Source organism: Micromonospora sp. CNZ296 (assembly GCF_007827635.1).
In genome coordinates, this window is record NZ_VISW01000016.1 from 1 (window position 1) to 25,752 (window position 25,752).

The 25,752-nt window shown below is 74.0% G+C and carries 23 protein-coding genes; 17 read left to right on the plus strand and 6 right to left on the minus strand.

Going from position 1 to position 25,752, the window contains the following annotated elements; translation table 11 throughout:
- Positions 1-185: 185 nt before the first annotated feature.
- The gene (locus FB455_RS24345) at positions 186-1,157 is read right to left on the minus strand and encodes an expansin EXLX1 family cellulose-binding protein (protein ID WP_013284385.1); all 972 of its coding nucleotides are present in this window, start codon (positions 1,155-1,157) and stop codon (positions 186-188) included.
- A 54-nt stretch (positions 1,158-1,211) separates the two neighbouring features.
- On the minus strand, positions 1,212-1,511 hold the full coding sequence (locus FB455_RS24350; RefSeq protein WP_013474253.1) for a hypothetical protein: 300 nt from the start codon (positions 1,509-1,511) through the stop codon (positions 1,212-1,214).
- Between the two features lie 165 nt (positions 1,512-1,676).
- On the opposite strand from FB455_RS24350, the gene FB455_RS24355 reads away from it, so the two are divergent.
- Both FB455_RS24355 and FB455_RS24360 read left to right on the plus strand, forming a co-directional pair.
- Positions 1,677-2,744, plus strand: a complete 1,068-nt coding sequence (locus FB455_RS24355; protein ID WP_013284383.1) for an LCP family protein — start codon at positions 1,677-1,679, stop codon at positions 2,742-2,744.
- Positions 2,745-2,853: 109 nt separating this feature from the next.
- The gene (locus tag FB455_RS24360) at positions 2,854-4,308 is read left to right on the plus strand and encodes a sugar transferase (protein ID WP_036310515.1); all 1,455 of its coding nucleotides are present in this window, start codon (positions 2,854-2,856) and stop codon (positions 4,306-4,308) included.
- On the opposite strand, the gene rfbD is transcribed toward FB455_RS24360, so the two are convergent.
- The gene (gene rfbD, locus FB455_RS24365) at positions 4,305-5,171 is read right to left on the minus strand and encodes a dTDP-4-dehydrorhamnose reductase (protein ID WP_145755030.1); all 867 of its coding nucleotides are present in this window, start codon (positions 5,169-5,171) and stop codon (positions 4,305-4,307) included. The genes FB455_RS24360 and rfbD overlap by 4 nt on opposite strands.
- A complete protein-coding gene (gene rfbB / locus FB455_RS24370; RefSeq protein ID WP_145755031.1) occupies positions 5,168-6,169 on the minus strand; it encodes a dTDP-glucose 4,6-dehydratase in 1,002 nt (333 codons plus the stop codon). The genes rfbD and rfbB overlap by 4 nt, the downstream gene beginning before the upstream one ends.
- 86 nt (positions 6,170-6,255) lie before the next feature.
- On the opposite strand from rfbB, the gene rfbA reads away from it, so the two are divergent.
- Together rfbA and rfbC are read left to right on the plus strand one after the other, a co-directional pair.
- Complete coding sequence (gene rfbA / locus FB455_RS24375) at positions 6,256-7,143, plus strand: glucose-1-phosphate thymidylyltransferase RfbA (RefSeq protein ID WP_030270248.1); 888 nt, start codon at positions 6,256-6,258, stop codon at positions 7,141-7,143.
- Complete coding sequence (gene rfbC, locus FB455_RS24380) at positions 7,140-7,748, plus strand: dTDP-4-dehydrorhamnose 3,5-epimerase (RefSeq protein WP_030270250.1); 609 nt, start codon at positions 7,140-7,142, stop codon at positions 7,746-7,748. The genes rfbA and rfbC overlap by 4 nt, the downstream gene beginning before the upstream one ends.
- On the opposite strand, the gene FB455_RS24385 is transcribed toward rfbC, so the two are convergent.
- Positions 7,694-8,431 (minus strand): YveK family protein, encoded by a 738-nt coding sequence (locus FB455_RS24385; protein ID WP_145755032.1) that lies wholly within the window; start codon positions 8,429-8,431, stop codon positions 7,694-7,696. The genes rfbC and FB455_RS24385 overlap by 55 nt on opposite strands.
- A 134-nt stretch (positions 8,432-8,565) precedes the next feature.
- Between FB455_RS24385 and FB455_RS24390 the strand changes: the two genes are divergently transcribed.
- From FB455_RS24390 to FB455_RS24420, 7 genes are read left to right on the plus strand one after another with little or no spacing between them, the layout of a single operon-like run.
- Positions 8,566-9,801 (plus strand): hypothetical protein, encoded by a 1,236-nt coding sequence (locus FB455_RS24390; RefSeq protein WP_145755033.1) that lies wholly within the window; start codon positions 8,566-8,568, stop codon positions 9,799-9,801.
- Between the two features lie 20 nt (positions 9,802-9,821).
- On the plus strand, positions 9,822-10,655 hold the full coding sequence (locus FB455_RS24395) for a glycosyltransferase (protein ID WP_486481572.1): 834 nt from the start codon (positions 9,822-9,824) through the stop codon (positions 10,653-10,655).
- Positions 10,652-11,746 (plus strand): glycosyltransferase family 4 protein, encoded by a 1,095-nt coding sequence (locus tag FB455_RS24400; RefSeq protein ID WP_145755035.1) that lies wholly within the window; start codon positions 10,652-10,654, stop codon positions 11,744-11,746. Before FB455_RS24395 ends, FB455_RS24400 begins: the two co-directional genes overlap by 4 nt.
- Complete coding sequence (locus tag FB455_RS24405; protein ID WP_145755036.1) at positions 11,733-13,067, plus strand: hypothetical protein; 1,335 nt, start codon at positions 11,733-11,735, stop codon at positions 13,065-13,067. Before FB455_RS24400 ends, FB455_RS24405 begins: the two co-directional genes overlap by 14 nt.
- Positions 13,064-13,981, plus strand: a complete 918-nt coding sequence (locus tag FB455_RS24410; RefSeq protein ID WP_145755037.1) for a glycosyltransferase — start codon at positions 13,064-13,066, stop codon at positions 13,979-13,981. Before FB455_RS24405 ends, FB455_RS24410 begins: the two co-directional genes overlap by 4 nt.
- Positions 13,981-14,820 carry a glycosyltransferase gene (locus FB455_RS24415; protein ID WP_145755038.1) on the plus strand — a complete coding sequence of 280 codons (840 nt, stop codon included), beginning with the start codon at positions 13,981-13,983 and terminating at the stop codon, positions 14,818-14,820. Before FB455_RS24410 ends, FB455_RS24415 begins: the two co-directional genes overlap by 1 nt.
- 54 nt (positions 14,821-14,874) lie before the next feature.
- A complete protein-coding gene (locus tag FB455_RS24420; RefSeq protein ID WP_486481569.1) occupies positions 14,875-16,560 on the plus strand; it encodes a glycosyltransferase family 39 protein in 1,686 nt (561 codons plus the stop codon).
- 15 nt (positions 16,561-16,575) lie between these two features.
- On the opposite strand, the gene FB455_RS24425 is transcribed toward FB455_RS24420, so the two are convergent.
- Complete coding sequence (locus FB455_RS24425) at positions 16,576-17,778, minus strand: hypothetical protein (RefSeq protein WP_013284369.1); 1,203 nt, start codon at positions 17,776-17,778, stop codon at positions 16,576-16,578.
- Positions 17,779-17,892: 114 nt separating this feature from the next.
- On the opposite strand from FB455_RS24425, the gene FB455_RS24430 reads away from it, so the two are divergent.
- Genes FB455_RS24430 through hutH form a run of 6 tightly spaced genes read left to right on the plus strand, consistent with a single transcriptional unit; the run spans position 17,893 to position 25,694 of the window.
- Positions 17,893-18,738 carry a MurR/RpiR family transcriptional regulator gene (locus tag FB455_RS24430; protein WP_145755039.1) on the plus strand — a complete coding sequence of 282 codons (846 nt, stop codon included), beginning with the start codon at positions 17,893-17,895 and terminating at the stop codon, positions 18,736-18,738.
- A 12-nt stretch (positions 18,739-18,750) separates the two neighbouring features.
- Positions 18,751-20,400, plus strand: a complete 1,650-nt coding sequence (gene hutU / locus FB455_RS24435; RefSeq protein ID WP_145755040.1) for a urocanate hydratase — start codon at positions 18,751-18,753, stop codon at positions 20,398-20,400.
- Between the two features lie 11 nt (positions 20,401-20,411).
- On the plus strand, positions 20,412-21,632 hold the full coding sequence (locus FB455_RS24440) for an allantoate amidohydrolase (RefSeq protein WP_145755041.1): 1,221 nt from the start codon (positions 20,412-20,414) through the stop codon (positions 21,630-21,632).
- A complete protein-coding gene (locus FB455_RS24445) occupies positions 21,629-22,993 on the plus strand; it encodes a formimidoylglutamate deiminase (protein WP_186466435.1) in 1,365 nt (454 codons plus the stop codon). The genes FB455_RS24440 and FB455_RS24445 overlap by 4 nt, the downstream gene beginning before the upstream one ends.
- Entirely contained in the window at positions 22,990-24,159 is a 1,170-nt protein-coding gene (gene hutI, locus FB455_RS24450) for an imidazolonepropionase (RefSeq protein WP_145755043.1), read from the plus strand. The genes FB455_RS24445 and hutI overlap by 4 nt, the downstream gene beginning before the upstream one ends.
- Complete coding sequence (gene hutH / locus FB455_RS24455; protein WP_071096540.1) at positions 24,156-25,694, plus strand: histidine ammonia-lyase; 1,539 nt, start codon at positions 24,156-24,158, stop codon at positions 25,692-25,694. Before hutI ends, hutH begins: the two co-directional genes overlap by 4 nt.
- Positions 25,695-25,752: the final 58 nt, after the last annotated feature.

Below are 25,752 nucleotides of genomic sequence, written 5' to 3' on the forward strand. Positions count from 1 at the left end.
GGATCAACGAAGAGCCACCCAAGTGATCACCAACGCCGAACCCTAACGGCAATCAGCCGAACCGATCACCACAGACATAGAAGCGTCTTGCACTTTCCGCCCCCGCAAAAGCCGCATCCAGGGCAGGTCGAGGGCCACAAGTGCAAGATCGGCGAGCTGAGGGCTCGGCAGGAGCCCTGGGCGGGTCAGGAGCAGGGCGCCTGGGTGGGAGGGGCGGCGGCTGCCTGCACCAGGGGTTCCGTTGCGGCTGAGGTGGGGGCGTCGGGGGTGGGCGACGGCGTGAGGAAGGTCGGAGGGCTGGGGGTGGGGGTCCTGGGTGTGGGGGTCGGCTTCTTCGGGGTGGGTCTGGGGGTGGCGGGATCGGCGCCGTACATGCGCGTCTTGCTGCGCTGCACCTGGCCGGGGAGCATCCGGATACCAGTTGCTGTCGCGCGGTGGCCGTACACGTCGGTGACCCGGATCTCGTACGGGCCGGGACCGGCCCCGGACGCGATCAGCCAGTAGTTGTAGTCCTGCCGCTGCGCCGCCCGCCACGAGCCGTTCTGCCGCACCTCGACCGAGCGCAACGGGTTGCCGTGGTCACCGACCAGGACGGCGAACCACCACTGCGACGAGCCCTCCTTCATGCGGAAGGTGAGCGGGCCGGACAGCCTCGGGTTCACCACCGCGCGGTAGCTGACCTTCACCACCCCCTGTACCGGGTCGGCGATCCGGGCGAACGCCTCGGCGGAGAGGTCGAGGTGACCGGGCGCGCACTCCGGGCACTGGTCCATCACCAGCACCCGGACGGTGCCGCGTGGGCCGGTGACGTCGAGGAAGCCGCCGCAGGAGGCGCCGGAGGCGTACTCGCTCGGGCCGAGCGCGACGTACATCCGGTCGGCGGGCGCAGCGGGCCGGGAGCAGTTGCCGCCGGCGCCCTCGGAGTCGTAGAAGGTGGCCTTGCCGCTGTGCGTCGCGCCGCCGACGGGCGGTGCGGCGCAGGCGGGGGCGGCGCCTCCGCGTACCGCGAGGGTCACCGCGACCGCGGCGGCGACTGTGACCAGACCGGCGGCGGCCAGGCGGCGACGGCGCGTGGCGGCGCGGCGACGACCGTCCGGGGCGGCGGGTCCGGGCGGGTCGCCGGCTGTCGGCGGGTGGGGTGCGGTGCCGTCGGTCACGCCGGTCGATGCTGCCGGACCGGCGTGCCGCCGGACAAGCGAACTAAGCGAAAGCTAAACCGGGCGCAGTGTACGGGCGGTGGAGACGACACCGGCCAGCCCGCCGGCGAGGTCGGGGTCCTGCCGCAGCGAGTCCTCCAGGCGGACCCGCCAGACGCCGGTCTCGACCGGCAGCCGGGCGTCGCCGGCCCAGCGGACCCGGTCACGGGTCTCGTCCAGGGCCACCGCCGCCGCGGGGCCCATCAGGGCGCCGAGTTCGCCGCGCAGCCAGCCGAACAGGTGCTCGTCGTGGATCGCCCCGCCGATGACCCGGGCGGCGTCCCACGCCACCCGCGGTTGGTGGATAACCTGCATCTCGACTCCTCGGTCGATGTGGCATTCCTCACCATCATCGATCCGGCGGCCACCCGGCGGCAAGGCCCGGAACCGGCCACCTCGTCGCGGCGGTCCCGCGCCGCCGGGGCGTCACCGTCCGGGCGCGGGTCCACACGGTACGACGTGACTCAGTAGCATCGCGGCATGTCAGATCGCCACCAGCTCACCGATTCCGACCCGCGCGCGCAGGGCTCCGATGTGGAGCCGGGCGGGCCCGCGGAGGAGGAGCGGCCCCGGCGCCGCCGGGGCCGGCGGATCGCCCTGATCGTGCTGCTGGTGGTGGTGCTGCTGAGCGGCGGCACCGCCCTGGCTGGCGGCCTCTACTACCGCTCGGTCGACAAGTCGATCGAGCGGGTCGACGCCTTCGAGGGCGTGCCGGAGGAGTCGCGCCCGCAGGTCGAGGCCAAGGGCGCCATGAACATCATGATCCTGGGCAGTGACTCCCGCGACCCGGAGAGCACCGGCGGCTCGCGCAGCGACACGATCATCCTGGCCCACCTGCCGAAGGACCGGTCGAGCGCCCAGCTCATCTCGATCCCCCGCGACACCTGGACGGCCGTCCCGAAGTCGAAGGAGGGCCGCGGCGGTCGCGACGCGAAGATCAATGCCGCGTACGCCTGGGGCGGTGTGCCGCTGATGGTGCAGACGGTGGAGAAGTTCAGCGGCGTACGGGTGGACAACGTGGCGATGGTCGACTTCGCCGGCTTCAAGGAGATCATCGACGCGCTCGGCGGTGTCGAGATCGACGTGGAGAAGGGCTTCACCACGAAGTACTCGCTGATCGGCACGCGGACCTTCGAGAAGGGCCGGCAGACGATGGACGGGGCCGCCGCGCTGGACTACGCGCGGGAGCGGCACGCCTTCCCGGACGGCGACTTCGCGCGGATCCGGCACCAGCAGCAGGTGATCAAGGCGATTCTGGACAAGGCCGCCTCGGGCGGTGTGATGACCAACCCGGCCAAGCTCAACTCGTTCGTCCGTGCCACGTCCGACTCGGTTGCCGTCGACAAGTCACTGTCGCTGGTGGATCTGGCGATGGAGATGCGGGGCCTGCGCGGCGGCAACCTGACGTTCTTCACCTGCCCGGTCAAGGGCACCGGCCGGGTCGGCAGCGAGAGCGTCGTGTTCCCCGATCCGGCGCGCTCGAAGACGCTGTTCGACGCGGTGCGCCGCGACTCGGTCCCCGAGATCCTCGCCATCAGCGGAAAGTAGGACGTCGATCTGCCATGCCGGTGCTGGCGGCGGGGCGGGGTCGCTCGTATCCTGCGATCGCCGTCGGTCTCTGTATCCGGGCCGGCGGCGTCACGGGGGAGGATCGACCATGCCACGCCTGCCGGCGTTCGAGCATCCGTCTGCGCCGCCGTCCGGTGTGGCCATGAACAGGCCGATGGACAGCGGCATGGACACGACCACGGTGCTGCCGTACGCGGGGTCGCGGGCATCGACGCGTACCCGATGGTTGCGGGCCTGGATGGTGACCGCGCCCATCGACGTCGCGGCGCTGCTCACGCCGCTGCTGCTGACCCAGAACTACTGGCGTGGCACGTTGTTCAACGCCGCGCTCACCGTGGGCCTGTTCGCCGCGGGCGGGCTCTACCGGCCGCGCCGGCACATCAGCATCCTGGACGAACTGCCGAGCCTCGGCGGCCGGTTGCTGGCCTCCGGCGCGGTGGGGGCGATCATCGCAGCGCTGCGGCACGACTCGGTGCCGTACGTCAGCGGGTTCATGCGCGGCGTCGCGCTCTCCGCCGGCCTGGTGATCGTCGGGCGGGCGCTGAACAGCCGGCTCATCCTGCTGGCCCGCAAGCGCCGGTGGGTGGAGCACAACGCCATAGTCATCGGCGGCGGGCCGATCGGCGGCGAGCTGGCCCGGCTGCTGCGGCGCTACCCGCAGTACGGGCTGCGGTTCGTCGGCGCTGTCGACGCCCCGTCGCGGCCGCGGATCGGCGCGTTGCCGCTCATCGGCACGATCGACGACCTGGAGAAGCTCGCCGAGATGCTGGAGTGCGAGGTCCTGGTCATCGCGGACCCGGACTGCTCCGAGGCCGACCTGATGGAGTCGCTGCTGCGTCCGGCCAGTTCGCGCTGTGACCTGTGGGCGGTGCCGCGCCTGTGGGGGTCGCGGTCGCAGGGCGGCTACCCGGACCACATCGGCGCCATCCCGATCGTCAAGATCGGCGACACCACGCTCACCGGTCCCCGGTGGCGACTCAAGCGCGCCTCCGACGTGGTGTTCGCGGTGACCGCCCTGCTGGTGCTGAGCCCGCTGCTGCTGCTCTGCGTCGTCGCCACGTTCCTCGACGGCGGCCGGGGCGTGTTCTTCCGTCAGGAGCGCATCGGCCGGTACGGCAAGCCGTTCCACGTGATCAAGTTCCGGTCGATGCGCCCGGCCGACGAGCTCGAGTCGCAGACCACCTGGTCGATCGCGCACGACGAGCGGGTCGGCCCGATCGGGCGGTTCATGCGGCGGACCTCGCTGGACGAGCTGCCGCAGCTGTGGAACATCCTGCGCGGCGAGATGAGCGTGGTGGGGCCCCGGCCGGAGCGGCCGTACTTCGTGGAGAAGTTCTCCATGGAATACCCGAGGTACGCGATGCGGCACCGCGTACCGGTCGGACTCACCGGGCTCGCTCAGGTCAGCGGGCTGCGCGGGGACACGCCGATCTCGGACCGGGCGCGGTTCGACAACTACTACGTCGAGAACTGGTCGCTCTGGCTCGACATCAAGATCGTGCTGCGTACCGTCACCGAGGTCTTCCGGGGCGGCGGCCGCTAGCCGCGGTCGCCGGTCAGCGCCTGCGCCAGGTCCGCCCGCCAGTGGCCCGGCGGCGGCAGCTTCGCCGCCGCCCAGCGGCCGTGCGCCAGCACGCCGTACCGGGGGCGCGGCGCCGGGCGCGGGAAGCGGTCGCTCGTCGTCGGCCGGACCCGGTCCGGGTCGAGACCGCGCAGGGCGAAGACGGCGCGGGCCAGGCCGTACCAGGTGGTCTCGCCGGCGGCGGTGCCGTGGTACGTCCCGGGTGCCGCGTCGCCGGCGAGCGCCGCGTCGGCGAGCGCCACGAGACGCTCCGCGAACCGGTACGACCAGGTGGGCTGGCCGCGCTGGTCGTCCACCACGTCGAGCCGGTCGCGTTCGGCTGCCAGCCGCAGCATGGTGGTGACGAAGTTGTGCCCGTGGGTGGCGTAGAGCCAGGCGGTACGCACCACGTACCCGGTCTCCGGCAGCAGCCGGGCCACCGCCCGCTCCCCGGCGAGCTTGCTGCGCCCGTACGCGTTCACCGGGCCGGTCGGGGCGTCCTCCGGGTACGGCTCGGTGGCGTCGCCTGCGAACACGTAGTCGGTGGAGACGTGCACGAGGCGCGCGCCGGACCCGGCACAGGCGTGGGCCAGCGCGGCGACCGCGTCGCCGTTCACGGCTGTGGCGTCCCGCTCGCGGGTCTCGGCTCCGTCCACGTCGGTCCACGCGGCGGCGTTGAGCACCACGTCGTGGCCGCCCACCGCGTCCCGGACCGCGTGCGCGTCGGTGACGTCGAGGTCGGCGCGGCCGGCGGCGGTGACGGACAGGTCCGGCCGGGTCCGCAGCACGGCGAGCAGGTCCCGCCCGAGCATCCCGCCCGCGCCGGTGACCAGGATCCGGGTCATTCGGGGCCGGCCGTCTTCAACGGCTCCCACCAGGCCCGGTTGTCCCGGTACCAGCGGACCGTCTCGGCCAGGCCCCGGTCGAGGTCGATGCTCGGGGCGTACCCCAGCTCGCTACTGATCTTGCCGATGTCCAGCGAGTAGCGGCGGTCGTGGCCCTTGCGGTCGGTGACCGGCACGACCCGGTCCCAGCCCGCGCCGCACGCCGCCAGGAGCCGCTCGGTGAGCTGCCGGTTGGTCAGCTCGGTGCCGCCGCCGATGTGGTAGACCTCGCCGGCCCGACCCTTCTCCTGCACCATCGCCACGCCCCGGCAGTGGTCGTGCACGTGCAGCCAGTCCCGGACGTTGCCGCCGTCGCCGTAGAGCGGCACTGTGCCGCCGTCGAGCAGGTTGGTTACGAACAGCGGGACGACCTTCTCCGGGAACTGGTACGGCCCGTAGTTGTTGGAGCAGCGGGTCACCACGACGTCCAGGCCGTGGGTGCGGTGGTAGGACAGCGCCAGCAGGTCAGACCCGGCCTTCGACGCCGAGTACGGCGAGTTCGGCGCCAGCGGCCAGTCCTCCGTCCACGAGCCGGAGTCGATCGAGCCGTACACCTCGTCGGTCGAGACGTGCACGAACCGGCTGATGCCGTGCCGCAGCGCGGCGTCCAGCAGCGTCTGGGTGCCGAGCACGTTCGTGGTGACGAACGGTGCCGCGCCGGTGATCGAACGGTCCACGTGCGACTCGGCGGCGAAGTGGACGACCACGTCGTGGCCCGGCACCACCTCGTCGACCAGCGCCGGATCGCAGATGTCGCCGCGGACGAAGCGCAGCCGGGGGTCGTCGCGTACCGGTGCCAGGTTCGCCAGGTTGCCGGAGTAGGTGAGCTTGTCCAGCACGGTCAGCGCGGCCGGGTCCTCGACCGGCACCCCGGACGCGTCGCCGCCGGGCACGCCCAGCAGCATCCGCACGTACTCCGACCCGATGAAGCCGGCGCCGCCGGTGACGAGGATCCTCACGGATGGTGGAGTCTACGCCGTACCGGCAGCCCGGGCGGGACGTCGACGGGCCACGGGGGCGGCGGCGCCGCGGGTAGTCTCCGCGGGTGCGCGGAATCCTTCTCGCCGGTGGCACCGGATCCCGGCTCTGGCCGATGACCCGGGCCGTCTCGAAGCAACTGATGCCGGTGTTCGACAAGCCGATGGTCTACTACCCGCTCTCCACTCTGGTGATGGCCGGGGTGCGGGAAATCCTGGTGGTGACCACACCGGAGGACCGCACCCAGTTCGAGCGGCTGCTCGGCGACGGCAGCCAGTGGGGCCTGCGCCTGACGTACGCCGAGCAGCCCCGCCCGGAGGGCATCGCGCAGGCGTTCCTGCTCGGCGCCGACTTCGTCGGCGACGAGGCGGTGGCGCTGATCCTCGGCGACAACATCTTCCACGGTGTCGGGCTCGGACGGCAGCTCGCGCAGCACGGCGAACCGGCCGGTGGGCGGGTCTTCGCGTACCCGGTCGCGAACCCGCAGGACTACGGCGTGGTCGAGTTCGACGACGCCGGCCGGGTGCTGTCGATCGAGGAGAAGCCGGCCCGTCCCCGGTCCCGGTACGCGGTGCCGGGCCTCTACTTCTACGACAACCGGGTGGTCGACATCGCCCGCAAGCTGACGCCGAGCGCCCGGGGCGAGCTGGAGATCACCGCGATCAACGAGACGTACCGGGCGTGGGGCGAACTGACGGTGACGGTCCTCGACCGGGGCACCGCCTGGCTGGACACCGGCACGTTCACGTCGATGATGCAGGCCGCCGAGTTCGTCCGGGTGATCGAGGAGCGCCAGGGCATGAAGATCGGCTGTGTCGAGGAGGTCGCCTGGCGGTCCGGGCTGATCGACGACGAGCGGCTGCGGATGCTGGCCCATCCGCTGACGCGCAGCGGTTACGGTGAATACCTGCTGGGCCTGCTGGCCGAGCGGTCCGGTTCGGGGAGCGCGTCGTGAAGATCCGTCCGCTGAGCATCGAGGGCGCCTGGGAGGTGACCCCGCGCCGGCACGGCGACGCGCGGGGCCTGTTCCTGGAGTGGTACCGCTTCGACCGGCTCGCCGAGGCGGTCGGCCGTCCGCTGCGGCTGGCGCAGGCCAACCTGTCCGTCTCGGCGCGGGGCGTGGTGCGCGGCATCCACTTCGCCGACGTACCGCCCGGCCAGGCCAAGTACGTCACCTGCGTACGCGGGGCGGTGCTGGACGTGGTGGTGGACGTGCGGGCCGGCTCGCCGACGTACGGCCGGTGGGAGGCGGTACGCCTCGACGACACCGACCGGCGGGCCGTCTACCTGGCCGAAGGGCTGGGGCACGGGTTCTGCGCGCTCACCGACGACGCGACGCTCAGCTACCTCTGCTCCGCCACGTACAACCCGGCGGCCGAGCACACGGTACACCCGCTGGATCCGGACCTCGGGATCGACTGGCCGGCGGCGATGCCGCTGCTGTCCGAGCGGGATGCGGCAGCGCCACGCCTGGCCGAGGCGCGCGCCGCGGGTCTGCTGCCCGGCTACGACGCCTGCCGCTCCTTCACCGAAGCGTCGGCGACCCGGCCGTCGGTCTGACCCGGCACCCCGGCCGCACGGCGCACCGTCGTCGCCCAGAGCGCCCGCACGTCCGCGCTCACCGGAGTGCCGGCCCGGCGGTAGCCGAGCACCAACGCGATGCCGACCCCGAGCGCCAGGCCGCCGAGCGCACCGCCGAGGGCGTACCACTGCCACCGCACCGGCTCGGAACGCGGCGGCGGCGCGGCGGCCCGGACCACTGCGACGTGGGCCTTGAGGCCGAGCCCGGCGGGCGGCAGGTCGCGCTCGGCGATCCGTTGCAGTTCGGCGGCGAGCGCCGCGGCGATCGCCGCGGCGGTGCCGGCGGACCGGTCGGTGACCGCCACGTCGATCGCCAGGGAGTCGACGGTGGACGAGGCGACGACGCGGCCGGCCAGGTCGTCGGTGGTGTACGGCAGTCCGAGCGAGTCGATCACCGGGCGGGTCAGCCGGGGCGTGTTCATCATGGTGGCGTACGTCTTGACCCGCCGCTGCATCAGCCGGCCCGCCTCGTCGGCAGGCGGGCGGGGCTGCGGGGCGGCCGACTTCTCGGCGGCGAACGTGACGACCATCTGGGTCTCGGCCCGGTAGACCGGCGGTCGCCGTTCGGCGAGGACCCCGGTGAGCGCGCCGCACAGCAGCGTCAGCGCCAGCACGATCGGCCACCGCCTGCCGATCGTGTCGCGGAAGTGGGCGAGGTCCACGACGCGTCACCCTACCGGCGGCGGGAGGCCGCGGGCGTACCCGCCCGCCGGGTCCATTGCGCAGCGGCGCTCATGTCGGGTAGAACAGGCCCGCACACATCCGCGCATCTTGGGGGAAGACGAGTGGATTCCGCGTGGCCGGCTCGCGGCCGGTGCCGGCGCCTGGGCGCCGGGTGTTAGGCCGGGTCCGGCGGATCGTCTCCCCCGAGCGTCTCTATCTGGTCGCCCTGGGCCTGACCGGGCTCGCCGCGCTGGTGTCGGTGACGCTGCCGGCCGCCGAACGCGGTGAACTCGCGGCGAACATGGTGAGCGCCACCGTGGGCGCCGCGCTCGGCGGCCTGTCCGTGGACACGTTCCTGCTGTCCCGTCCGGCCGGCTGGATCATGTCGCGCGGTCGCCTGTGGATCGCCGGCATCCTCACCGTCTCACTCGGCCTCACCGCGCTGGCAGCGGCGCTGCTGACCACGCTCGCCGGGCTGGGCAGCCACCCGGTGGGCATCGGCGCGGGCTGCGCGCTCACCGTGTTCAACACGGCGGCCTCGCTCGGCCTGCGCCTCAAGCGGTTCTGGTTCGTCTACACCATGCGGGCGCTCGGCGGCGCGGTGCTGGTCGCCGGGTACGGGCTGCTCTGGCTGGGCCACCGGCTGGACGGTGGCCTGTGGAGTGTGCTGTGGCTGGGCGTCCAGGTCGCCACCGCCACCGTGCTCGGGGTCGCGGTGCTGGGCTGGGCGCGGCGGTTCGGGCCGGTGCCGGCGGCGACGGCGGGGCGCACGGAGTACCGCGCCGACCTGCTCGCCGTGGGCCGGCTGCACGTCGGGGTGTGCGCGCAGATGCTGACGTACCGGCTGAGCCAGGTCCTGGTGGCCCGCTTCGCCGGCGCGGGCGCGCTCGGCGTGTTCGCGCTGGCGGTGGCGGCGCTGGAGTTCGCGCAGTCCGGCGCGGTCGTACGGGCGCAGCGGATCCTGGCCGAGCGTGACCCGGACGCGATCGGCGACCACGGCCGCGAGGTCGTGAAGTCGGCGCTGCCGATCGCCGCGCTCGCCGTGATCGGCCTGGCGGTGCTCGGCGTGCTGGCGCCCGACTACCGCGACGCCTGGCTCTTCGGGCTGCTCCTGCTGCCCGGGACGCTGGCGTTGTCGGCCGGCAAGACGTGGAGCGCGGCGCTGCTCAAGCGCGCGGGCGAGCAGGCCACCACCGCCGTGGCCCTCGTCACCATGTCGGTGTCGGTGGTGCTGTACGTTCTGCTCATCCCGTGGGCCGGCGCGCTCGGCGCCGCGGTCGCGTCGTCGGTCGCCTACGGCGTCTACGCGTTGCGCACCCGGCAGCGACTCCAGCGGTCCACGCACCTCCTCGTCAATCGGATGGCCTAGCGGTGGACGTCTCAATCGTCGTGTTGACCTGGGAAGACTTCGAGCGCACCGACGGCTGCGTCCGCTCGCTGCCAGACGGTGTGGAAGCCGTCGTGGTGGACAACGGCAGCGCCGCCGAGATCAGCGACAGGCTGCGGGCCATGTGCGCCGAGACCGGCGCCCGGTACGTGCGCTCGGAGACGAACCTCGGCTACGCCAAGGGCATGAACCTCGGTGTCCGGCACAGCACCCGGTCCCGGGTGGTGCTGTCCAACAACGACATCCTGGTGCGGCCGGGCGCGATCGAGCGGCTGGTGGCCGAGCTGGACGACCCGGCGGTCGGCGCGGCGTTCCCGAAGGTGCTCGACGCGACCGGCCGGGACCAGACCGCCGCCGGCCGGTTCCTGACCGTGGGCACCGGACTCGCGCACGCCACCGGGCTCAGCCTGGTGTTCCCGAGGCTGCGGATCGTGGCCCCGCCGGAGCGCGGTGACTGGCTCTCCGGGCCGTTCGTGGCGATCCGGCGGGAGACGCTGGACCGGATCGGCGGGGTGGACGAGTCGTCGTTCTTCTACTCGGAGGACCTGCGGCTGTGCTGGGCGGTGCGCCGGCTGGGACTGCGCCTGGCGTACCTGCCGGACGCGGTGGTCACGCACGAGGACGACGCGAGCGCGAAGCGCCGGTGGGCGGCCGAGGAGATCTCCCGCCGGCAGACCCGGGAGTTCATCCGGGCCAGCCGTGAGCTGGCCGGGTGGCGGGGCACCGTGGCCTGCTCCGCGTACACGCTGGGGGTGCTCGCCCGGGCGGCGGTGGGCGGCGGGGCGGCGCGGCGGGCGATCGCCCGCGGCGCCCTGGAAGGCATGGGCGTCCGATGAGGGTGCTGTTCGTCTGCACCACCGGCGGGTCGGGGCGGCGGCAGCTCGGCGGCGCCGAGCGCTTCCTGATCGAGATGTTGCCGGCGCTCGCGGCCCGCGACGTCGACGTGGTCGCCGCCACGCCCGACGACGAGGTCGCGGCGGCGTTGCGGGAGGCGGGTGTGCCGTGGCGTCCGCTGGGCGCGGCCAAGCGGGTGGACCTCGGGTACGCGCGCGGCATCCGCGCCCTCGTCGAGGAGCTGCGACCGGACGTGGTGAGCGCGCACCTGCTCTCCGCCGCGATGCACGCCCGCGCCGGGCTGGGCGTGCGGGGCCGCCGCACGCCGCTCGTGGTGACGCTGCACAACAGCCTCTGGCAGTACCGCGACACGGCGGAGACGCTGCGCGCCAAGGCCGCGGTGCAGGCCAACATCAGCACCGACCTGATGTTCCGGCGGTTGCGGCCGCACGCGACGGTCGCGGTCTCCGGCTTCGAGGCTGACGAGCTCCGGGTAGGCGGGCGGATCCGCGACGTGCGGGTGATCCCGAACCCGCTGCCCGCCATCTGGCCGCAGGTGACCGACACCGGCGGCCTCGCGCCGGACGGCCCGGTGCGGGTCGGCTTCCTCGGCCGCCTGGAACGGGAGAAGGGCGCCGACCTGCTGGCGGACGTCGCCGCGGCGCTGCCGGACGTGGAGTTCCTGGTCGCCGGCGCGGGCACCGTCGAGGTCGAGGAGCGGCCGAACCTGCACCTGGTCGGCCGCGTCGACGCCGCGCCGTTCCTGCAACGGCTGCACTGCCTGCTGGTGCCGTCCCGGGTGGAGGCGTTCGGGCGCAGCGCCCTGGAGGCGATGTCGCTCGGCGTGCCGGTGGTGCACTCCGGCGCGGGCGGGCTGACCGAGGTGACAGCCGCCGGTGACGGTGTGCTCGCGTACCGGGCGGACCTGACGCCGCAGGCGCTGGCCGCCGCCGTGCGGACGGCCACCGACCCGGCCGCGTGGGACGAGCGGCGGCGCGAGCTGGCCCGGCAGTACGCCGACCGGCACTCGTTCGACGGATGCGTGGACACCTGGCACGACCTGTACCGGACGGTCGCCCGTGGCACCCGCTGAGCGACGCCTCTGGTCGGTCGGGATCCCGTTCGCGCTCGGCGCTGCCCTGCTGCTGGCCACGCTCGACGCCGGGTTCGCCGTCGCGCTCGCGCTGGCGGTCGGCACGCTGTTCGCCGCGCGCCTGCGGATGTGGGCGCTCGCCGCCTGCGCCGCCGTCTGGACCGCCGCGCTGCTGGCCGTACGGGTGTTACCAGGCCCGTACGACTCCTGGGCCGGTCGCGGGGTGCTGCCGGTGCTCGCCGGTTACGTCACGGTCTTCCTGCTGACCTGGGCGGTGGGCCGGCGGCTGATCGACAGGCGGGACGAGGACGGCGACCGGTCCCGCCCGGCGCTGTCCTGGCCGTCCGAGCGGCGCCTGCTGACGTACCTGCTCGTGCTGCTCGGCGTCGCGGTGGTGACCGCGGCGATCCGGTTCCGGGGCACGGTGCCGCCGCTGCTCGCCGACAACCCGGACGCCGCCCGGCAGGTGCTGCGCGAGCAGTCGAACCTGATCATCGGACTGCTGTCCGAGGCGTGGACGCTCGGCATGGCCGTCTCGCTGCTGCGCGCGTTGTCCGCGCGCGGGCGGGCGCTGCCTGTCTACTACGCGCTCACCGCTGTCTTCACCGTCGGCGCCGCGCTCGGCGCGAGCAAGAACTCGGTGCTGGTGGGCATCGCGCCCGCGCTGATCGCGGCGCTGTCGGTCCGGCGTACCCGGGGACGGGCCGCGTCGTTCCTGGCCGCGCGGACGCCTGTGGTGCTGTTGATCGGCGCGGTGGCGCTCGGCGCGGCGGTGTTCCTCGGCGGGCAGCGCACCATGGCCGGCACCGGCGCGTTCGAGACCGAGTTCCGGGCCCGCTACGGCAGCAACGCGCTGACCAGCAGCGCCGGATCGCTCGACCTGTCGCTGAGTTCGTCCACCGAGACGTTCGGACGGGTGTGGTCGCAGCGGGAGCACCTGGAACCCCGGTACGGCACGTACTCGCTGACGTTCCTCGGCTCCCGGGTCGAGCCGATCGTCGGCAAGGCGGACCTGTACGGCCTGACGTCCCAGCTCAGCCAGCCGTACCTGATGAACACCGCGACGTTCGTGGCCATCCCGCTGCTCGACTACGGCCCACTGGGCGCAGTGTTCTTCCTGGCCGCGCTGGGGCTGGCGGTGGGCGCGACCGAACGGTGGTTCGAGTTCTCCCGGGCGCCGGCGAAGCAACTGGCGCGGGCGTTCGTCGTCTACTTCGCGCTGTTCGGCGTCTACGAGCTGTATCCGCTGATCTATCCGACCTGGCTGAGCCTGGTGCCCGGCCTCTGGGTGCTGCACCGGCTGGGCAGGAGCACGGCATGACGTTCGACGGGCTCACAGTGGTCACCGTCCTCTACCGGTCCGCCGGCATGCTCGCCGAGACGTTGCCGACCTGGGTCCGCAGCGCCGGTGACCTGCCGGTCCGGTTCGTCTTCGCGGACAACTGGCCCTCCGACGGGTGCGCCGAGGTGATCGCCGGGCACCTGCCGGCCGACCGGTACGCGTACCTGCCCGACTCCACCAACCCGGGTTTCGCGGCCGGCTGCAACCGGGGTGCGGCGACGGTCACCACGAGCCACCTGCTCCTGCTGAACCCGGACGTGTGGCTGCCCGACGACGCGCTGGCCCGGATCTGCGCCGCCGTCGCCGCCGACCCGGACGCCCCGCTCGCTGTCGGCCTCGCCATGCACGGCGGCGAGTACGTGGGCATCGACCTGAACCCGGTGTCGCTGTTCATCGACAGGCGGTCCGCCGCCGGCCGTGCCCCGCTCGGCCCGTCCGGCGGCGCGGCGGTCTTCCCGGCCGCGCTGTACCGGCGCTTCGGCGGCTTCGACGAGCACCTGTTCGCCTGGGGTGAGGACGCCGACCTGGCGTTCCGGCTCTACGCCTCCGGGCTGCGCACGCGCGGGCTGGACGTGGTGCTGCCGCACGCGGGCGGCCACAGCGTGGACGGCGACGACCGGTTGCAGGGGTTCCGGGCGTTCCTGCTGGCCCGCAACCGGCTGCTGGTCGCGTCCCGCACGTTCACCTGGCCGCTGCTGCTCGTGGCGGTGCCGGTGCTGGCGCTCGCACACCTCGCGCTCGCCGCCCGGCGGATCCGGCAGGGCCTGCTGCGCCCGTTCCTGCGCGGCATCGGACGCGGGCTGGCCGAAGGGCCGGCGGCCCGCCGCCGCTGGTCCGGGCCACGGTTCGGGTTCGCGTCCCTGCTCGGCTACCTGACCGCTCGGAGGGCGTGATGACGGCACAGCCGTGGACAGTGGTGACTGTCAGCTATCACTCGGCGGACACGCTGCGCCGCTGCTGGCACGGTCCGAAGCCGTACGAGTGGCTGGTGGTCGACAACGCCTCGGCCGACGACTCGGCGGCGGTCGCCGAGGAGCTGGGCGCGCGGGTGATCCGGCTGCCGGAGAACGTCGGTTTCTCCCGCGCCAACAACGTCGCGTTGCGCGAGGCGACCGGCCGGTACGTGCTGTTCGCCAACCCGGACCTGGAGGTGCGCCCGGACGACCTGGACGTGCTGGCCCGGCACCTGGACACGCACGGCGGACTGGTCGCGCCGCAACTGCTCGGCACCGACGGCACACCGCAGGCCAACGGGCGCGGCTTCCCGTACGCGACGGCGAAACTCGGCAACCGGAAGGTGTGGCCGCTGTCCCGGCTGCACGCCGCGTACCGGCTGGTGGCCGCGCCCGGCGAGACGCGCCACGTGGCCTGGGTGATGGGCGCGGCGGTGGCCGGCCGGACCGCCGACGTCACCGAGCTGGGCGGATGGAACGAGCGATTCTTCCTCTACTACGAGGATCACGAGCTGGGGCTGCGCGCCTGGCGTAACGGGATGCCGGTGGCGGTGCTCGGTGACGTGCGGTGGACCCACCACTGGGCGCGCGCGACCAACTCGGTGCGCTGGTCCCGGGCGCACACGCTGGAGCTGCGCAGCGCCCGGACGTTCTTCGGCATGTTCCCGGAGTTCCTGGTCGGCCTGCCGCGACCGGCACGCCGGCACCGCCGGGCCGCCGGGCTGGTCGGCACGGCGGTCTCCGCCACTCCGTCCACGCCGGACCGCGCCGGCCAGTGATCGAAGCCGGTCGCGGGGCCGCTGACGTGAATGACGCTTTGATACCGTCTCGCCGTGTCCGTGACACGCCCGGCCTTCTCCCCCTCGATGGCGCCCGCGTCGGCGACGCCGGTGCCGTCGCGGCCGGGCACGCCGGTGGCGCTCGTCGCGCTCGCGTGGGACCGGCTGAGCCGGTCCCCGTACTGGTCCGTCGCGGGCCTGCTCGTCGCGCTGGGCGCCGTGCTGCGGATCCGGCAGTGGGCGTACGCGCGCAGCTTCTGGAGCGACGAGCTGTACGTGGCGCACAACATCCGGGAGCGCGGCTACCTGGACCTGTTGCAGCCGCTGGCGTTCAGCCAGTCGGCGCCGCCCGGCTGGCTGTGGCTGGAACGGTTCGCGTTCGAGCAGTTCGGCGACGGTGAGCGGGCACTGCGGCTGGTGCCGCTGCTGTTCGGGCTGGCGCTGCTGCCGCTCGTGGCGTGGCTCGGCCGGGCACTCCTGCCGCCGCTCGCCGCGCTGGCGGCGCTGCTGCTGGTCGCCGTCGCGCCGTTCCTCATCGGCTACTCCAACGAGCTGAAGCAGTACAGCGCCGAGGCGTTCGGCGTCACGCTCGTGGTCGGGCTGGCGTTGCTGCTCGTCCGGACCGGCCCGACCTGGGCCGGGTCGGCGGTGTTCTGGTCGGCCGCGGCGGTCATGGCGTTCGTCAGCACCCTGTCCATTCCGGTCACCGGCGCGCTCAGCGTGCTGCTGGGCGGGTATGCGCTGTCCCGCCCGGATCGGCAGTGGGCGAGCAGGTGGCGTGAACTGGGCCGGTTCCTCGCCCCGGCGCCGGCCTGGGGCGTGGTCGCGCTCGTGGTCTACGTGCTGTTCCTGGCGCCGGGACTCGCCGATCCGCAGCTCGCCGCGTACTGGCGGGCGAAGTCGATCTATCCGGCGCACTCGCTCACCGACCTGGCCGCCACAGTGGAATGGCTCGCGGCGACGTACCGGAGTCTCGCCACAGTGCCGTTCGTGGCCTGGTCGGCGTGGGTCGTCGTACCGCTGCTGGTGCTGGGCACGGCCGCCGGGCTGCGCCGGCTCTCCACTGTGGCGGTGCTGGTCCTGCTCACGCCCCTGACGGCCGGGCTGGCCGGCGCGGCCGTGTCGGTCTACCCGTTCAACGGCCGGCTGGCGCTCTACGCGGTGCCGGCCTGCCTGCTGCTCGCCGCGCTCGCCGTCGCACCGCCACCGATGCGGGCCGGCCTGCCCGCCCGGATCAGATGGCTGGTCGGGGTGGTGCTCCTGCTCGCGCTCGCCGTTCCGCAGCTGGCCACCGCAGTGGTGGCGACTGTGCATCCGGCGCGGGCCTTCGCCCAGGGCGGCGGCGCGAACGCGGTCGACTACCGGGGCGCGCTGGGCTACCTGGACGACAAACGCCGCCCGGGTGACCTGGTGCTGGCCACCACGGTCTCGTGGAACGCCCAGGCGTGGTACGGCCCGGCGGCGGACGCCTATGTGGTCGCGGCCGGCCCCGGCGGGTGCCCGGGGCGGACCGTGTCGGCGTTGCTGCCCGGACGATCCCGGGTCTGGCTGTTCCAGGCCACCGACTGGGCCGACGGGGCGAACCGGGACGTCATCGTCCGGCTCGGCGGCAGCGGCGTGGCGGTCACCGAGCGGCAGTTCAGCGGGGCGCGCGTGGTCCGCTTCGACCTGGCCGCGGGCGTCACCAAGGGCAGCGACGTCTGCCTGGTGCCGCCGCCGAACGGCGCCCGCGTCCGCTAGCGGGCGCGCGGCGTCCTAGCTGTGCCGCTGCCAGAGGTCGCGCAGGGCGTCCCAGTTGCCGCCGAGCCCGGCGCCGCACGGCGTCTCCATGTAGATCGCGCTCGTGTTGTCGTCGCGGCCCCACCAGATGCCGCAGACCGGGCGGCCGTCCTGGCCGTTGCCGGCGTACTCGACGTAGCTGCCCTGCGCCCCGCTGACGCCGCCGGTGGCCGGTCCGGCCTCCCGCATGCCCGGCGCGAGCGCACGGCCGATGATGCCCATCTGCTGGCGGAAGGCGCGCGCCGCCTCCTTCTTCTCGGCCGACTCGTACTCGGCGAAGTGCACCGACACGCCCAGGTAGCGGCAGAAGACGTGCTGCTTCTCGCCGGCGGCGAGCCCGGGGCCGCTCTTCTCGGTGTTGATCGCGCAACCGCCCACCCCGTCGAGCCACGGCTCGGCGATCGGCATGAGCGTGGCGTCGAACTTCGCCTTGTTCAGCGACTGCTGGGTGGCCTCGTAGAGCGCCGGGGAGGCGCTGGCCGCCGGAGTGGACGGTTCGCCACCGTCGGCGAGCGACCGTCCGGCGAGCAGACCGGCGCCGCCGGCCAGCACCGCCGCCATGACCAGACCTCCGATCCACAGGCCGGTACGGCTCTTGGGCGGGCGGGCGACCGGTGCGATCCGGGGACCGCCGGTCGGCACGAGCGGATCCGGGGCGGTGGCCTGGGCCGGGATCGCCGGCACCGGCATGCCCGGCGACACCGGCATGCCGGGTGACACGGGCGCGCCGGACGAGACGGGCGCGCCGGAGACCGGCTGCTGCGGCGTCATCGCCCACGGCTGCGGGCTCCACGGCAACTGCGGCGGGGACGAGACCTGCTGCGGCGGCGCGGACACCGGCGGGGGCGGCGGGAGGATCTCGGCGGTGGCGGTGCGCTGGTAGTCCATGCCCAGGCTGCGGAACAGCCGCTCGGCCGCGCCGTCCTCTTCGGACGGGTACGCCACCCAGGGCTGGCCGGCGGCGAAGTCGGAGTTGACGTACCGGTGGCCGCCGGGCGTCTGGGCCAGCACGTTCGCCGCGTTGGTGAACGCCTCGCGCCAGCGCTGGTCGCCGGCTGCGGCGCCGTCCAGGACCGCCACGGTCAGCGCGCGGTCCTGCCCGTCGAGCGCGGCCCAGGCCCTGCCGACCTGACACTCGCCCAGCACCTCGGTGAACCTGTACGGACCTTCCGGCTGCATGCCCCACTCCTCTGCTCACCCGCCGTGCGGATAGTACAGAGAGCACGCCCATCGGATCTCCCTGCGGTCGGGCCACTCTTGCGCTCTGAAAGTTTTCATGCATAGAGTCAGCTCGTGAATGAAAGCAGTGCGGCCTCCCCTGACCGCCTGCTCGACCTGTTCCACGGCGTACGGCTCACCCCGACCCAGCGCCGCATCGCCCACTGCCTGGTGCGGCACGCGGGCGCGGCGGCGTACCTGTCCGCCGCCGAGGTGGCCGAGCTGGCAGGCGTCAGCCAGCCGTCGGTGACCCGGTTCGCCATGGCGCTCGGGCACGACGGCTACCCCGCGCTGCGCCGACGCCTACGGGAACTGACTGTCACCGGGGCGGCCGGACCGGCCGCCGGCAACGCCCTGCAACGGGCGGTGCACGCCGAGCGGGACAATCTCGACCGGCTCGCCGCACAGCTCGCCGACGCCGGCCGGGTCGCCGAGGTGGGGAAGCTGCTCGCGGCCAGCCGTCCGCTGCCGGTGCTCGGGCTGCGCGCCGCCGCGCCGCTCGCCGCGTACTTCGCGTACTTCGCCGCCAAGGTGCACCCGGACGTGCGGGTGCTCGACGACGGCGGCAGCATGCTGGTCGACCGCCTGGACCAGGCGGTCGCGGCCGGCGCGACGGCGATGCTGGCGTTCGTGCTGCCCCGCTACCCCCGCGAGACCCTGGACGCGCTGCGCGAGGCCCGGGACGCCGGGCTGACGGTCGTGGCGATCACCGACTCGCCGGTGAGCCCGGCCACCGAGCACGCCGAGGTGGTGCTGCCCGCCGCCGTCGGCGCCGACCTGGTCTTCGATCTGCACACCGCACCGATGACGCTGGCCATGGTGGTGCTCCAGGCGATCTGCGACGCCGCACCGGCCGAGACCCAGAACCGGCTCGAGGCGTTCGAGTCGTCCGCCGCCCGCCGCCAGTTGTTCCTCGGCTGAGAGGAGTACGAGATGCACCAGCCCGTCCGCGCCGCCCGCGGCACCGCACGCACCGCGAAGGGGTGGCCGCAGGAGGCCGCCCTGCGGATGCTGATGAACAATCTCGACCCGGAGGTGGCCGAGCGCCCCGAGGACCTGGTGGTCTACGGGGGCACCGGCAAGGCGGCCCGGGACTGGCCGTCGTACCACGCGCTGGTGCGGACGTTGACCGAGCTGCGCGACGACGAGACGATGCTCGTGCAGTCCGGCCGCCCGGTCGGGGTGATGCGCACCCACGAGTGGGCGCCGCGCGTGCTGCTGGCCAACTCCAACCTGGTCGGCGACTGGGCCACCTGGCCGGAGTTCCGCCGCCTGGAATCGCTGGGCCTGACCATGTACGGGCAGATGACGGCCGGTTCCTGGATCTACATCGGCACCCAGGGCATCCTCCAGGGCACATACGAGACGTTCGCCGCTGTCGCCGAGAAGCGGTTCGGCGGCACGCTCGCCGGCACGCTGACGCTCACCGCCGGGTGCGGCGGCATGGGCGGCGCGCAGCCGCTCGCGGTCACCATGAACGGCGGCGCCTGCCTGATCGTGGACGTCGACCGGTCCCGGCTGGAGCGGCGGGCGCACGACCGCTACCTCGACGAGATCGCCGACTCGCTTGACGACGCGGTCGAGCGGGCGCTCGCCGCGAAGCGGGACCGGCGGGCCCTGAGCGTCGGTGTGGTCGGCAACGCCGCCACCGTCTTCCCCGAGCTGCTGCGCCGGGGCGTGGCCATCGACATCGTGACCGACCAGACCAGCGCGCACGACCCGCTGTCGTACGTGCCGGAGGGCGTGGACCTCGCCGACGCGCGGGACTACGCGGCGGCCGAGCCGGCCGAGTTCACCGACCGGGCGCGGGCGTCGATGGCGAAGCACGTGGAGGCGATGGTCGGCTTCCTCGACGCGGGCGCGGAGGTCTTCGACTACGGCAACTCGATCCGGGGCGAGGCCGAGCTCGGCGGATACGAGCGGGCGTTCGACTTCCCCGGGTTCGTGCCCGCATACATCCGGCCGCTGTTCTGCGAGGGCAAGGGCCCGTTCCGCTGGGCCGCGCTCTCCGGCGACCCGAAGGACATCGCCGCCACCGACCGGGCCATCCTCGACCTGTTCCCGGAGAACGAGTCCCTCGCCCGGTGGATCCGGATGGCCGGCGAGCGGGTCGCGTTCCAGGGCCTGCCGGCGCGGATCTGCTGGCTCGGCTACGGCGAACGTGACCGCGCCGGGGTGCGGTTCAACGAGATGGTGGCCTCCGGCGAGCTGAGCGCGCCGGTGGTGATCGGCCGGGACCACCTCGACTGCGGCAGCGTGGCCAGCCCCTATCGGGAGACCGAGGCGATGGCCGACGGCTCCGACGCGATCGCCGACTGGCCGCTGCTGAACGCGCTCGTCAACACCGCCAGCGGCGCGTCCTGGGTGTCCATCCACCACGGCGGCGGCGTCGGTATCGGCCGGTCCATCCACGCCGGGCAGGTCTGCGTGGCCGACGGCAGCGCCCTGGCCGGGCAGAAGATCGAGCGGGTGCTCACCAACGACCCGGCGATGGGCGTGATCCGGCACGTCGACGCCGGCTACGACGACGCCCGCGAGGTCGCCGGGCGCACCGGCGTCCGCGTCCCGATGGCCGAAGCGTAAGGAAGGGCCCCTTGTTAACGCATTCTGCATTGAAAGGGCCCCTTCCTAACCGGTTCCGGGAGCTGTGGGACGAGATCGCCCCGGTCGGGCGGGACGCCGGCAGCGGCGGCTACCTGCGCTACGCGCTCACCGAGCCGGAGCGCACGCTCCGCGGCTGGTTCCGGGAGCAGGCCGACCGGCGGGGCATGCCGGTGTCACAGGACGGCAACGGCAACCTGTTCGCCTGGTGGGGCGACCCGGCCGCCGGCGATGCGGTGCTCACCGGCAGCCACTTCGACTCGGTGCCGCACGGCGGCGCGTACGACGGTCCGCTCGGCATCGTCAGCGCGTTCCTCGCCGTGGACGAGCTGCGGGCCGCGGGCGTCACCCCGGACCGGCCGGTGGTGGTGGCCGCGTTCGTGGAGGAGGAGGGCGCGCGGTTCGGCGTACCCTGCCTGGGGTCTCGGCTGCTCACCGGCGAGATCGACGTCGACCGCGCGGCCGGGCTGCGCGACCAGGCCGGGACGACCTTCGCCGAGGCGCTGGGCGAGCGGCCGGCGGGCGCCGACCGGGCGCTGCTCGGCCGCTTCGCGGCCTTCGTGGAGCTGCACGTCGAGCAGGGCCGCGCGCTGGTCGACCTGGACGCGCCGGTCGCGGTGGCCTCCGCGATCTGGCCGCACGGCCGGTGGCGGTTCGACTTCACCGGCGAGGGCAACCACGCGGGTACGACACGGATGGCCGACCGCCGCGACCCGATGCTCACCTACGCGTTCACAGTGCTGGCGGCGAACAAGGAGGCCCGGCTGCGCGACGCGCACGCCACGGTCGGCCGGGTGTCGGTCGAGCCGAACGCCACGAACGCGATCCCGTCCCGGGTCACCGGCTGGCTGGACGCGCGGGCGGCCGAGGCGGAGACGCTGTACGGTCTGGTCGAGGCGGTACGCACCAAGGCCGCCGACCGGGCCGGCCGCGACGGGACCGCGCTGACCTGCACGCAGGAGTCGGCGACCCCGCTCGTCGCGTTCGACCGCGGGCTGGCCGACCGGCTGGCCGCGCTGCTCGGCGCGCCGGTGCTGCCCACCGGCGCCGGGCACGACGCGGGCGTGCTGGCGGCGCACCTGCCCACCGCGATGCTGTTCGTGCGCAACCCGACCGGGGTGTCGCACTCCCCCGCCGAGGCGGCCACCGACGCCGACTGCGCCGCCGGGGTGGCCGCCCTGGCTCGGGTGCTGGAGGAGCTGGCATGCCGCTGACCCGCTGGCTGGCCGAGTACGCCTGGCTGCCCGATCGCGCCGAGCCCACCCGGGACGTGCTGATCGAGGCGACCGACGGGCGGCTCACCGCGGTCACCCCGCTGACCGTGAAAGGTCCGCCGACCGCCGGGGTCGAGGTGCTCGGCGACGCGGTCCGGCTGCCCGGCCTGACGGTGCCCGGCCTGGCAAACGCTCACTCGCACGCGTTCCACCGGGCGCTGCGCGGGCGCACCCACGACGGGCGCGGCGACTTCTGGTCCTGGCGCAGCCTGATGTACGCCGTCGCGATCCGGCTCGACCCCGATTCCTACCTGGCGCTGGCCCGCGCCGTGTACGCGGAGATGGCGCTGGCCGGGATCACCTGCGTGGGCGAGTTCCACTACCTGCACCACGGTCCCGGCGGCACCCCGTACGACGACCCGAATGCCATGTCCGCCGCGCTCGTGGAGGCCGCCGCGCACGCCGGGATCCGGCTCACGCTGCTGGACACCGCGTACCTGGCCGGGGGCGTGGACGGTGCGCCGCTGGCCGGGCCGCAGCGCCGGTTCGGCGACGGTGACGCGCTGCGCTGGGCGGAGCGGGTGGACGCGTTCCGCCCGTCCGACGAGCACGTCCGGCTCGGCGCGGCCATCCACTCGGTGCGCGCGGTCCCGGCCGGGCAGCTCGCCACGGTGGCCGGCTGGGCCGACCGCAACGGACTGCCGCTGCACGTGCACCTGTCCGAGCAGCCGGCCGAGAACGACGCCTGCCGGGCCGTGCACGGGTGCACCCCGACGCGCCTGCTGGCCGACCACGGCGTGCTCGGCCCGCACACCACAGCCGTGCACGCCACCCACCCGACCGCCGCCGACGTGGCGCTGCTCGGCGACAGCCGTACCCGGGTCTGCGTCTGCCCCACCACCGAACGCGACCTGGCCGACGGGGTCGGCCCGGTACGCCGGATGGCCGACGCGGGCAGCCCGCTGAGCCTGGGCAGCGACAGTCACGCCGTGGTGGACCTGTTCGAGGAGGCCCGAGCGCTGGAGATGGACGAGCGACTGCGTACCCGCAGGCGGGGGCACTTCACGCCGGCCGAGCTGCTCACCGCCGCCACCGTCGGCGGGCACGCCGCGCTGGGCTGGGGCGACGCCGGCCGGCTCGCCGTCGGGCAGCGGGCCGACCTGGTCACGGTACGGCTCGACAGCGCCCGCACCGCCGGGGTGCCGCCGGTCGGCGCGTTCTTCGCCGCCACCGCCGCGGACGTGACGAGCGTCGTGGTGGACGGCCGGCCCGTGGTGGACGGCGGCCGGCACCTGACCGTGGACGTACCCACCGAGCTGCGGGACGCGATCGCGGCGGTGACCGCGAAGGAGGACTCGTGACGCGCGGCAGCTTGCTCGTCGACCACATCGGCGAGCTGGTCACCAACGACGGCCGCGACGGCGACCCGCTCGGCATCCGCCGCGACGCCGCGCTGCTCATCTCCGACGGCGAGGTGGCCTGGACCGGTCCGGCCCGGCACGCGCCGGCCGCCGACCGGCGGATCGACGCCGGTGGCGCCGCGGTGCTGCCCGGCTTCGTGGACAGCCACGCCCACCTGGTCTTCGCCGGGGACCGGGCCGCCGAGTTCGCCGCCCGGATGGCAGGCGAGCCCTACACCGGCGGCGGCATCAGGACCACAGTCGGCGCCACCCGCGCGGCCTCCGACGACGACCTGCGCGCCACAGTGGGCCGGCTGCACGCGGAGATGCTGCGGCAGGGCACCACCACCGTCGAGATCAAGAGCGGGTACGGCCTGAACGTCGCCGACGAGGCCCGCTCACTGCGGATCGCCGCCGAGTTCACAGGCGACACCACGTTCCTCGGCGCGCACGTGGTCCCGGCCGAGTACGCCGACCGCCCGGACGACTACGTGGGCCTGGTGTGCGGGCCGATGCTCGCCGCCGCCGCGCCGTACGCCCGCTGGATCGACGTGTTCTGCGAGCGGGGCGCGTTCGACGCCGACCACGCCCGCGCGATCCTCGCCTGCGGGCAGGCCGCCGGTCTGGGCGTACGGCTGCACGCCAACCAGCTCGGTCCCGGGCCGGGCGTCCGGCTCGGCGTGGAGATGGGCGCGGCCAGCGTCGACCACTGCACCCACCTGACCGACGCCGACATCGACGCGCTGGCCGGCTCGGAGACTGTCGCCACACTGCTGCCCGGCGCCGAGTTCTCCACCCGGTCGCCGTACCCGGACGCCCGGCGGCTGCTCGACGCGGGCGTCACAGTCGCGCTCGCCACCGACTGCAACCCCGGCTCGTCGTACACGTCGTCGATGCCGTTCTGCCTCGCGCTCGCCGTACGCGAGATGCGGATGACCCCGGCGGAGGCGGTGTGGGCCGCGACCGCCGGCGGGGCGGCGGCGCTGCGCCGCACCGACGTGGGGCGGCTGACCCCCGGGGCGCGGGCCGACCTGATCGTCCTCGACGCCCCGTCCCACCTGCACCTGGCCTACCGGCCGGGCGTGCCACTGATCCGCCAGGTCCTGCACAACGGAGTACCGCGATGACCACAGTGACCATCCTGTCCACCGGCGTCACAGCCGCCGACGTGCTCGCGGTGGCCCGCGGCACCGCCAAGGTCGTGCTCGACCCGGCCGCCACCGAGGCGATGGCGACCTCCCGGTCCATCGTGGACCGCATCGAGGCGGCCGGTCGCCCGGTGTACGGCGTCTCCACCGGCTTCGGTGCCCTCGCCAACACGTTCGTCGCCCCGGAGCGCCGGGCCGAGCTTCAGCACGCGCTGATCCGCTCGCACGCCGCCGGGGTGGGCGCGCCGATGCCGCGCGAGGTGGTACGCGCCATGATGCTGCTGCGGGTCCGCTCGCTGGCGCTCGGCCGCTCCGGGGTCCGTCCGCTGGTCGCCGAGGCGCTCGTGGACCTGCTCAACCACGAGGTCACCCCGTGGGTGCCCGAGCACGGCTCGCTCGGCGCGTCCGGCGACCTGGCGCCGCTGGCGCACTGCGCGCTGGTGCTGCTCGGTGAGGGCTGGGTGCTCGGCCCGGCCGGTGACCGCCTCCCGGCCGCCGACGCGCTGCGCCGGGTCGGGCTGAAGCCGGTGTCACTCGCCGCAAAGGAAGGGCTGGCGCTGATCAACGGCACCGACGGCATGCTCGGCATGCTGCTGCTCGCCGTCTCCGACGCCCGGCACCTGTTCGCCATGGCGGACGTGACGGCGGCGCTGGCCATCGAGGCGATGCTCGGCTCGGAGCGGCCGTTCCTGCCCGAGCTGCACGCGATCCGCCCGCATCCCGGTCAGGCCGCGTCGGCGGCGAACATCCACCGGCTGTTGCAGGGCTCGGCGGTGATGGACTCGCACCGCGACGACCTGGCGCACGCGGTGCAGGACGCGTACTCGATGCGCTGCGCCCCGCAGGTCGCCGGCGCGGCCCGGGACACGCTCGACTTCGTCGAGGTGGTGGCCGGCCGGGAGCTGCTGTCGGTGGTGGACAACCCGGTGGTGCTGCCGGACGGGCGGGTCGAGTCGACCGGGAACTTCCACGGCGCGCCGCTCGGCTTCGCCGCCGACTATCTGGCCATCGCCGCCGCCGAGGTGGGCGCCATCGCCGAGCGCCGGGTGGACCGGCTGCTGGACGTCACCCGTTCCCGGGAACTGCCCGCGTTCCTGTCGCCGGACGCCGGGGTGAACTCGGGCCTGATGATCGCCCAGTACACCGCCGCCGGGATCGTGGCGGAGAACCGCCGGCTGGCCGCGCCCGCCTCGGTCGACTCGCTGCCCACCAGTGGCATGCAGGAGGACCACGTCTCGATGGGCTGGGCGGCCACCAAGAAGCTGCGCACCGTGCTGGACAACCTGACCAGCCTGCTCGCGGTGGAGCTGCTGGCGGCCGTACGCGGACTCCAGCTGCGCGCGCCGCTGACGCCGTCACCGGCCGGACGGGCGGCGCTCGACACGCTCGGCCGCACGATCGGCGAGCCGGGACCGGACGTGTTCCTCGCGCCGCTGATGGAGGCCGCGCGCGAGGTGGTACGCGGCCCGGAGCTGCGCGCGGCGATCGAACGGGAGATCGGCCCGCTCGCCTGAGCGGGCCGGTCCGGCGTTCTTCGGGTGCCCGGTCGGCGCTGCGGCCGGGTGCCCGGTG

What these genes read in the sequence shown, in the direction of transcription:
- FB455_RS24425 (WP_013284369.1), bottom strand. Translation starts at nt 17,778, where the DNA reads ATGCAGCCGGAAGGTCCGTACAGGTTCACCGAGGTGCTGGGCGAGTGT.
- hutU (WP_145755040.1), top strand. Translation starts at nt 18,751, where the DNA reads ATGCACCAGCCCGTCCGCGCCGCCCGCGGCACCGCACGCACCGCGAAG.
- FB455_RS24360 (WP_036310515.1), top strand. Translation starts at nt 2,854, where the DNA reads ATGCCACGCCTGCCGGCGTTCGAGCATCCGTCTGCGCCGCCGTCCGGT.
- FB455_RS24355 (WP_013284383.1), top strand. Translation starts at nt 1,677, where the DNA reads ATGTCAGATCGCCACCAGCTCACCGATTCCGACCCGCGCGCGCAGGGC.
- FB455_RS24410 (WP_145755037.1), top strand. Translation starts at nt 13,064, where the DNA reads ATGACGTTCGACGGGCTCACAGTGGTCACCGTCCTCTACCGGTCCGCC.
- FB455_RS24400 (WP_145755035.1), top strand. Translation starts at nt 10,652, where the DNA reads ATGAGGGTGCTGTTCGTCTGCACCACCGGCGGGTCGGGGCGGCGGCAG.
- hutH (WP_071096540.1), top strand. Translation starts at nt 24,156, where the DNA reads ATGACCACAGTGACCATCCTGTCCACCGGCGTCACAGCCGCCGACGTG.
- FB455_RS24415 (WP_145755038.1), top strand. Translation starts at nt 13,981, where the DNA reads ATGACGGCACAGCCGTGGACAGTGGTGACTGTCAGCTATCACTCGGCG.
- FB455_RS24350 (WP_013474253.1), bottom strand. Translation starts at nt 1,511, where the DNA reads ATGCAGGTTATCCACCAACCGCGGGTGGCGTGGGACGCCGCCCGGGTC.
- rfbD (WP_145755030.1), bottom strand. Translation starts at nt 5,171, where the DNA reads ATGACCCGGATCCTGGTCACCGGCGCGGGCGGGATGCTCGGGCGGGAC.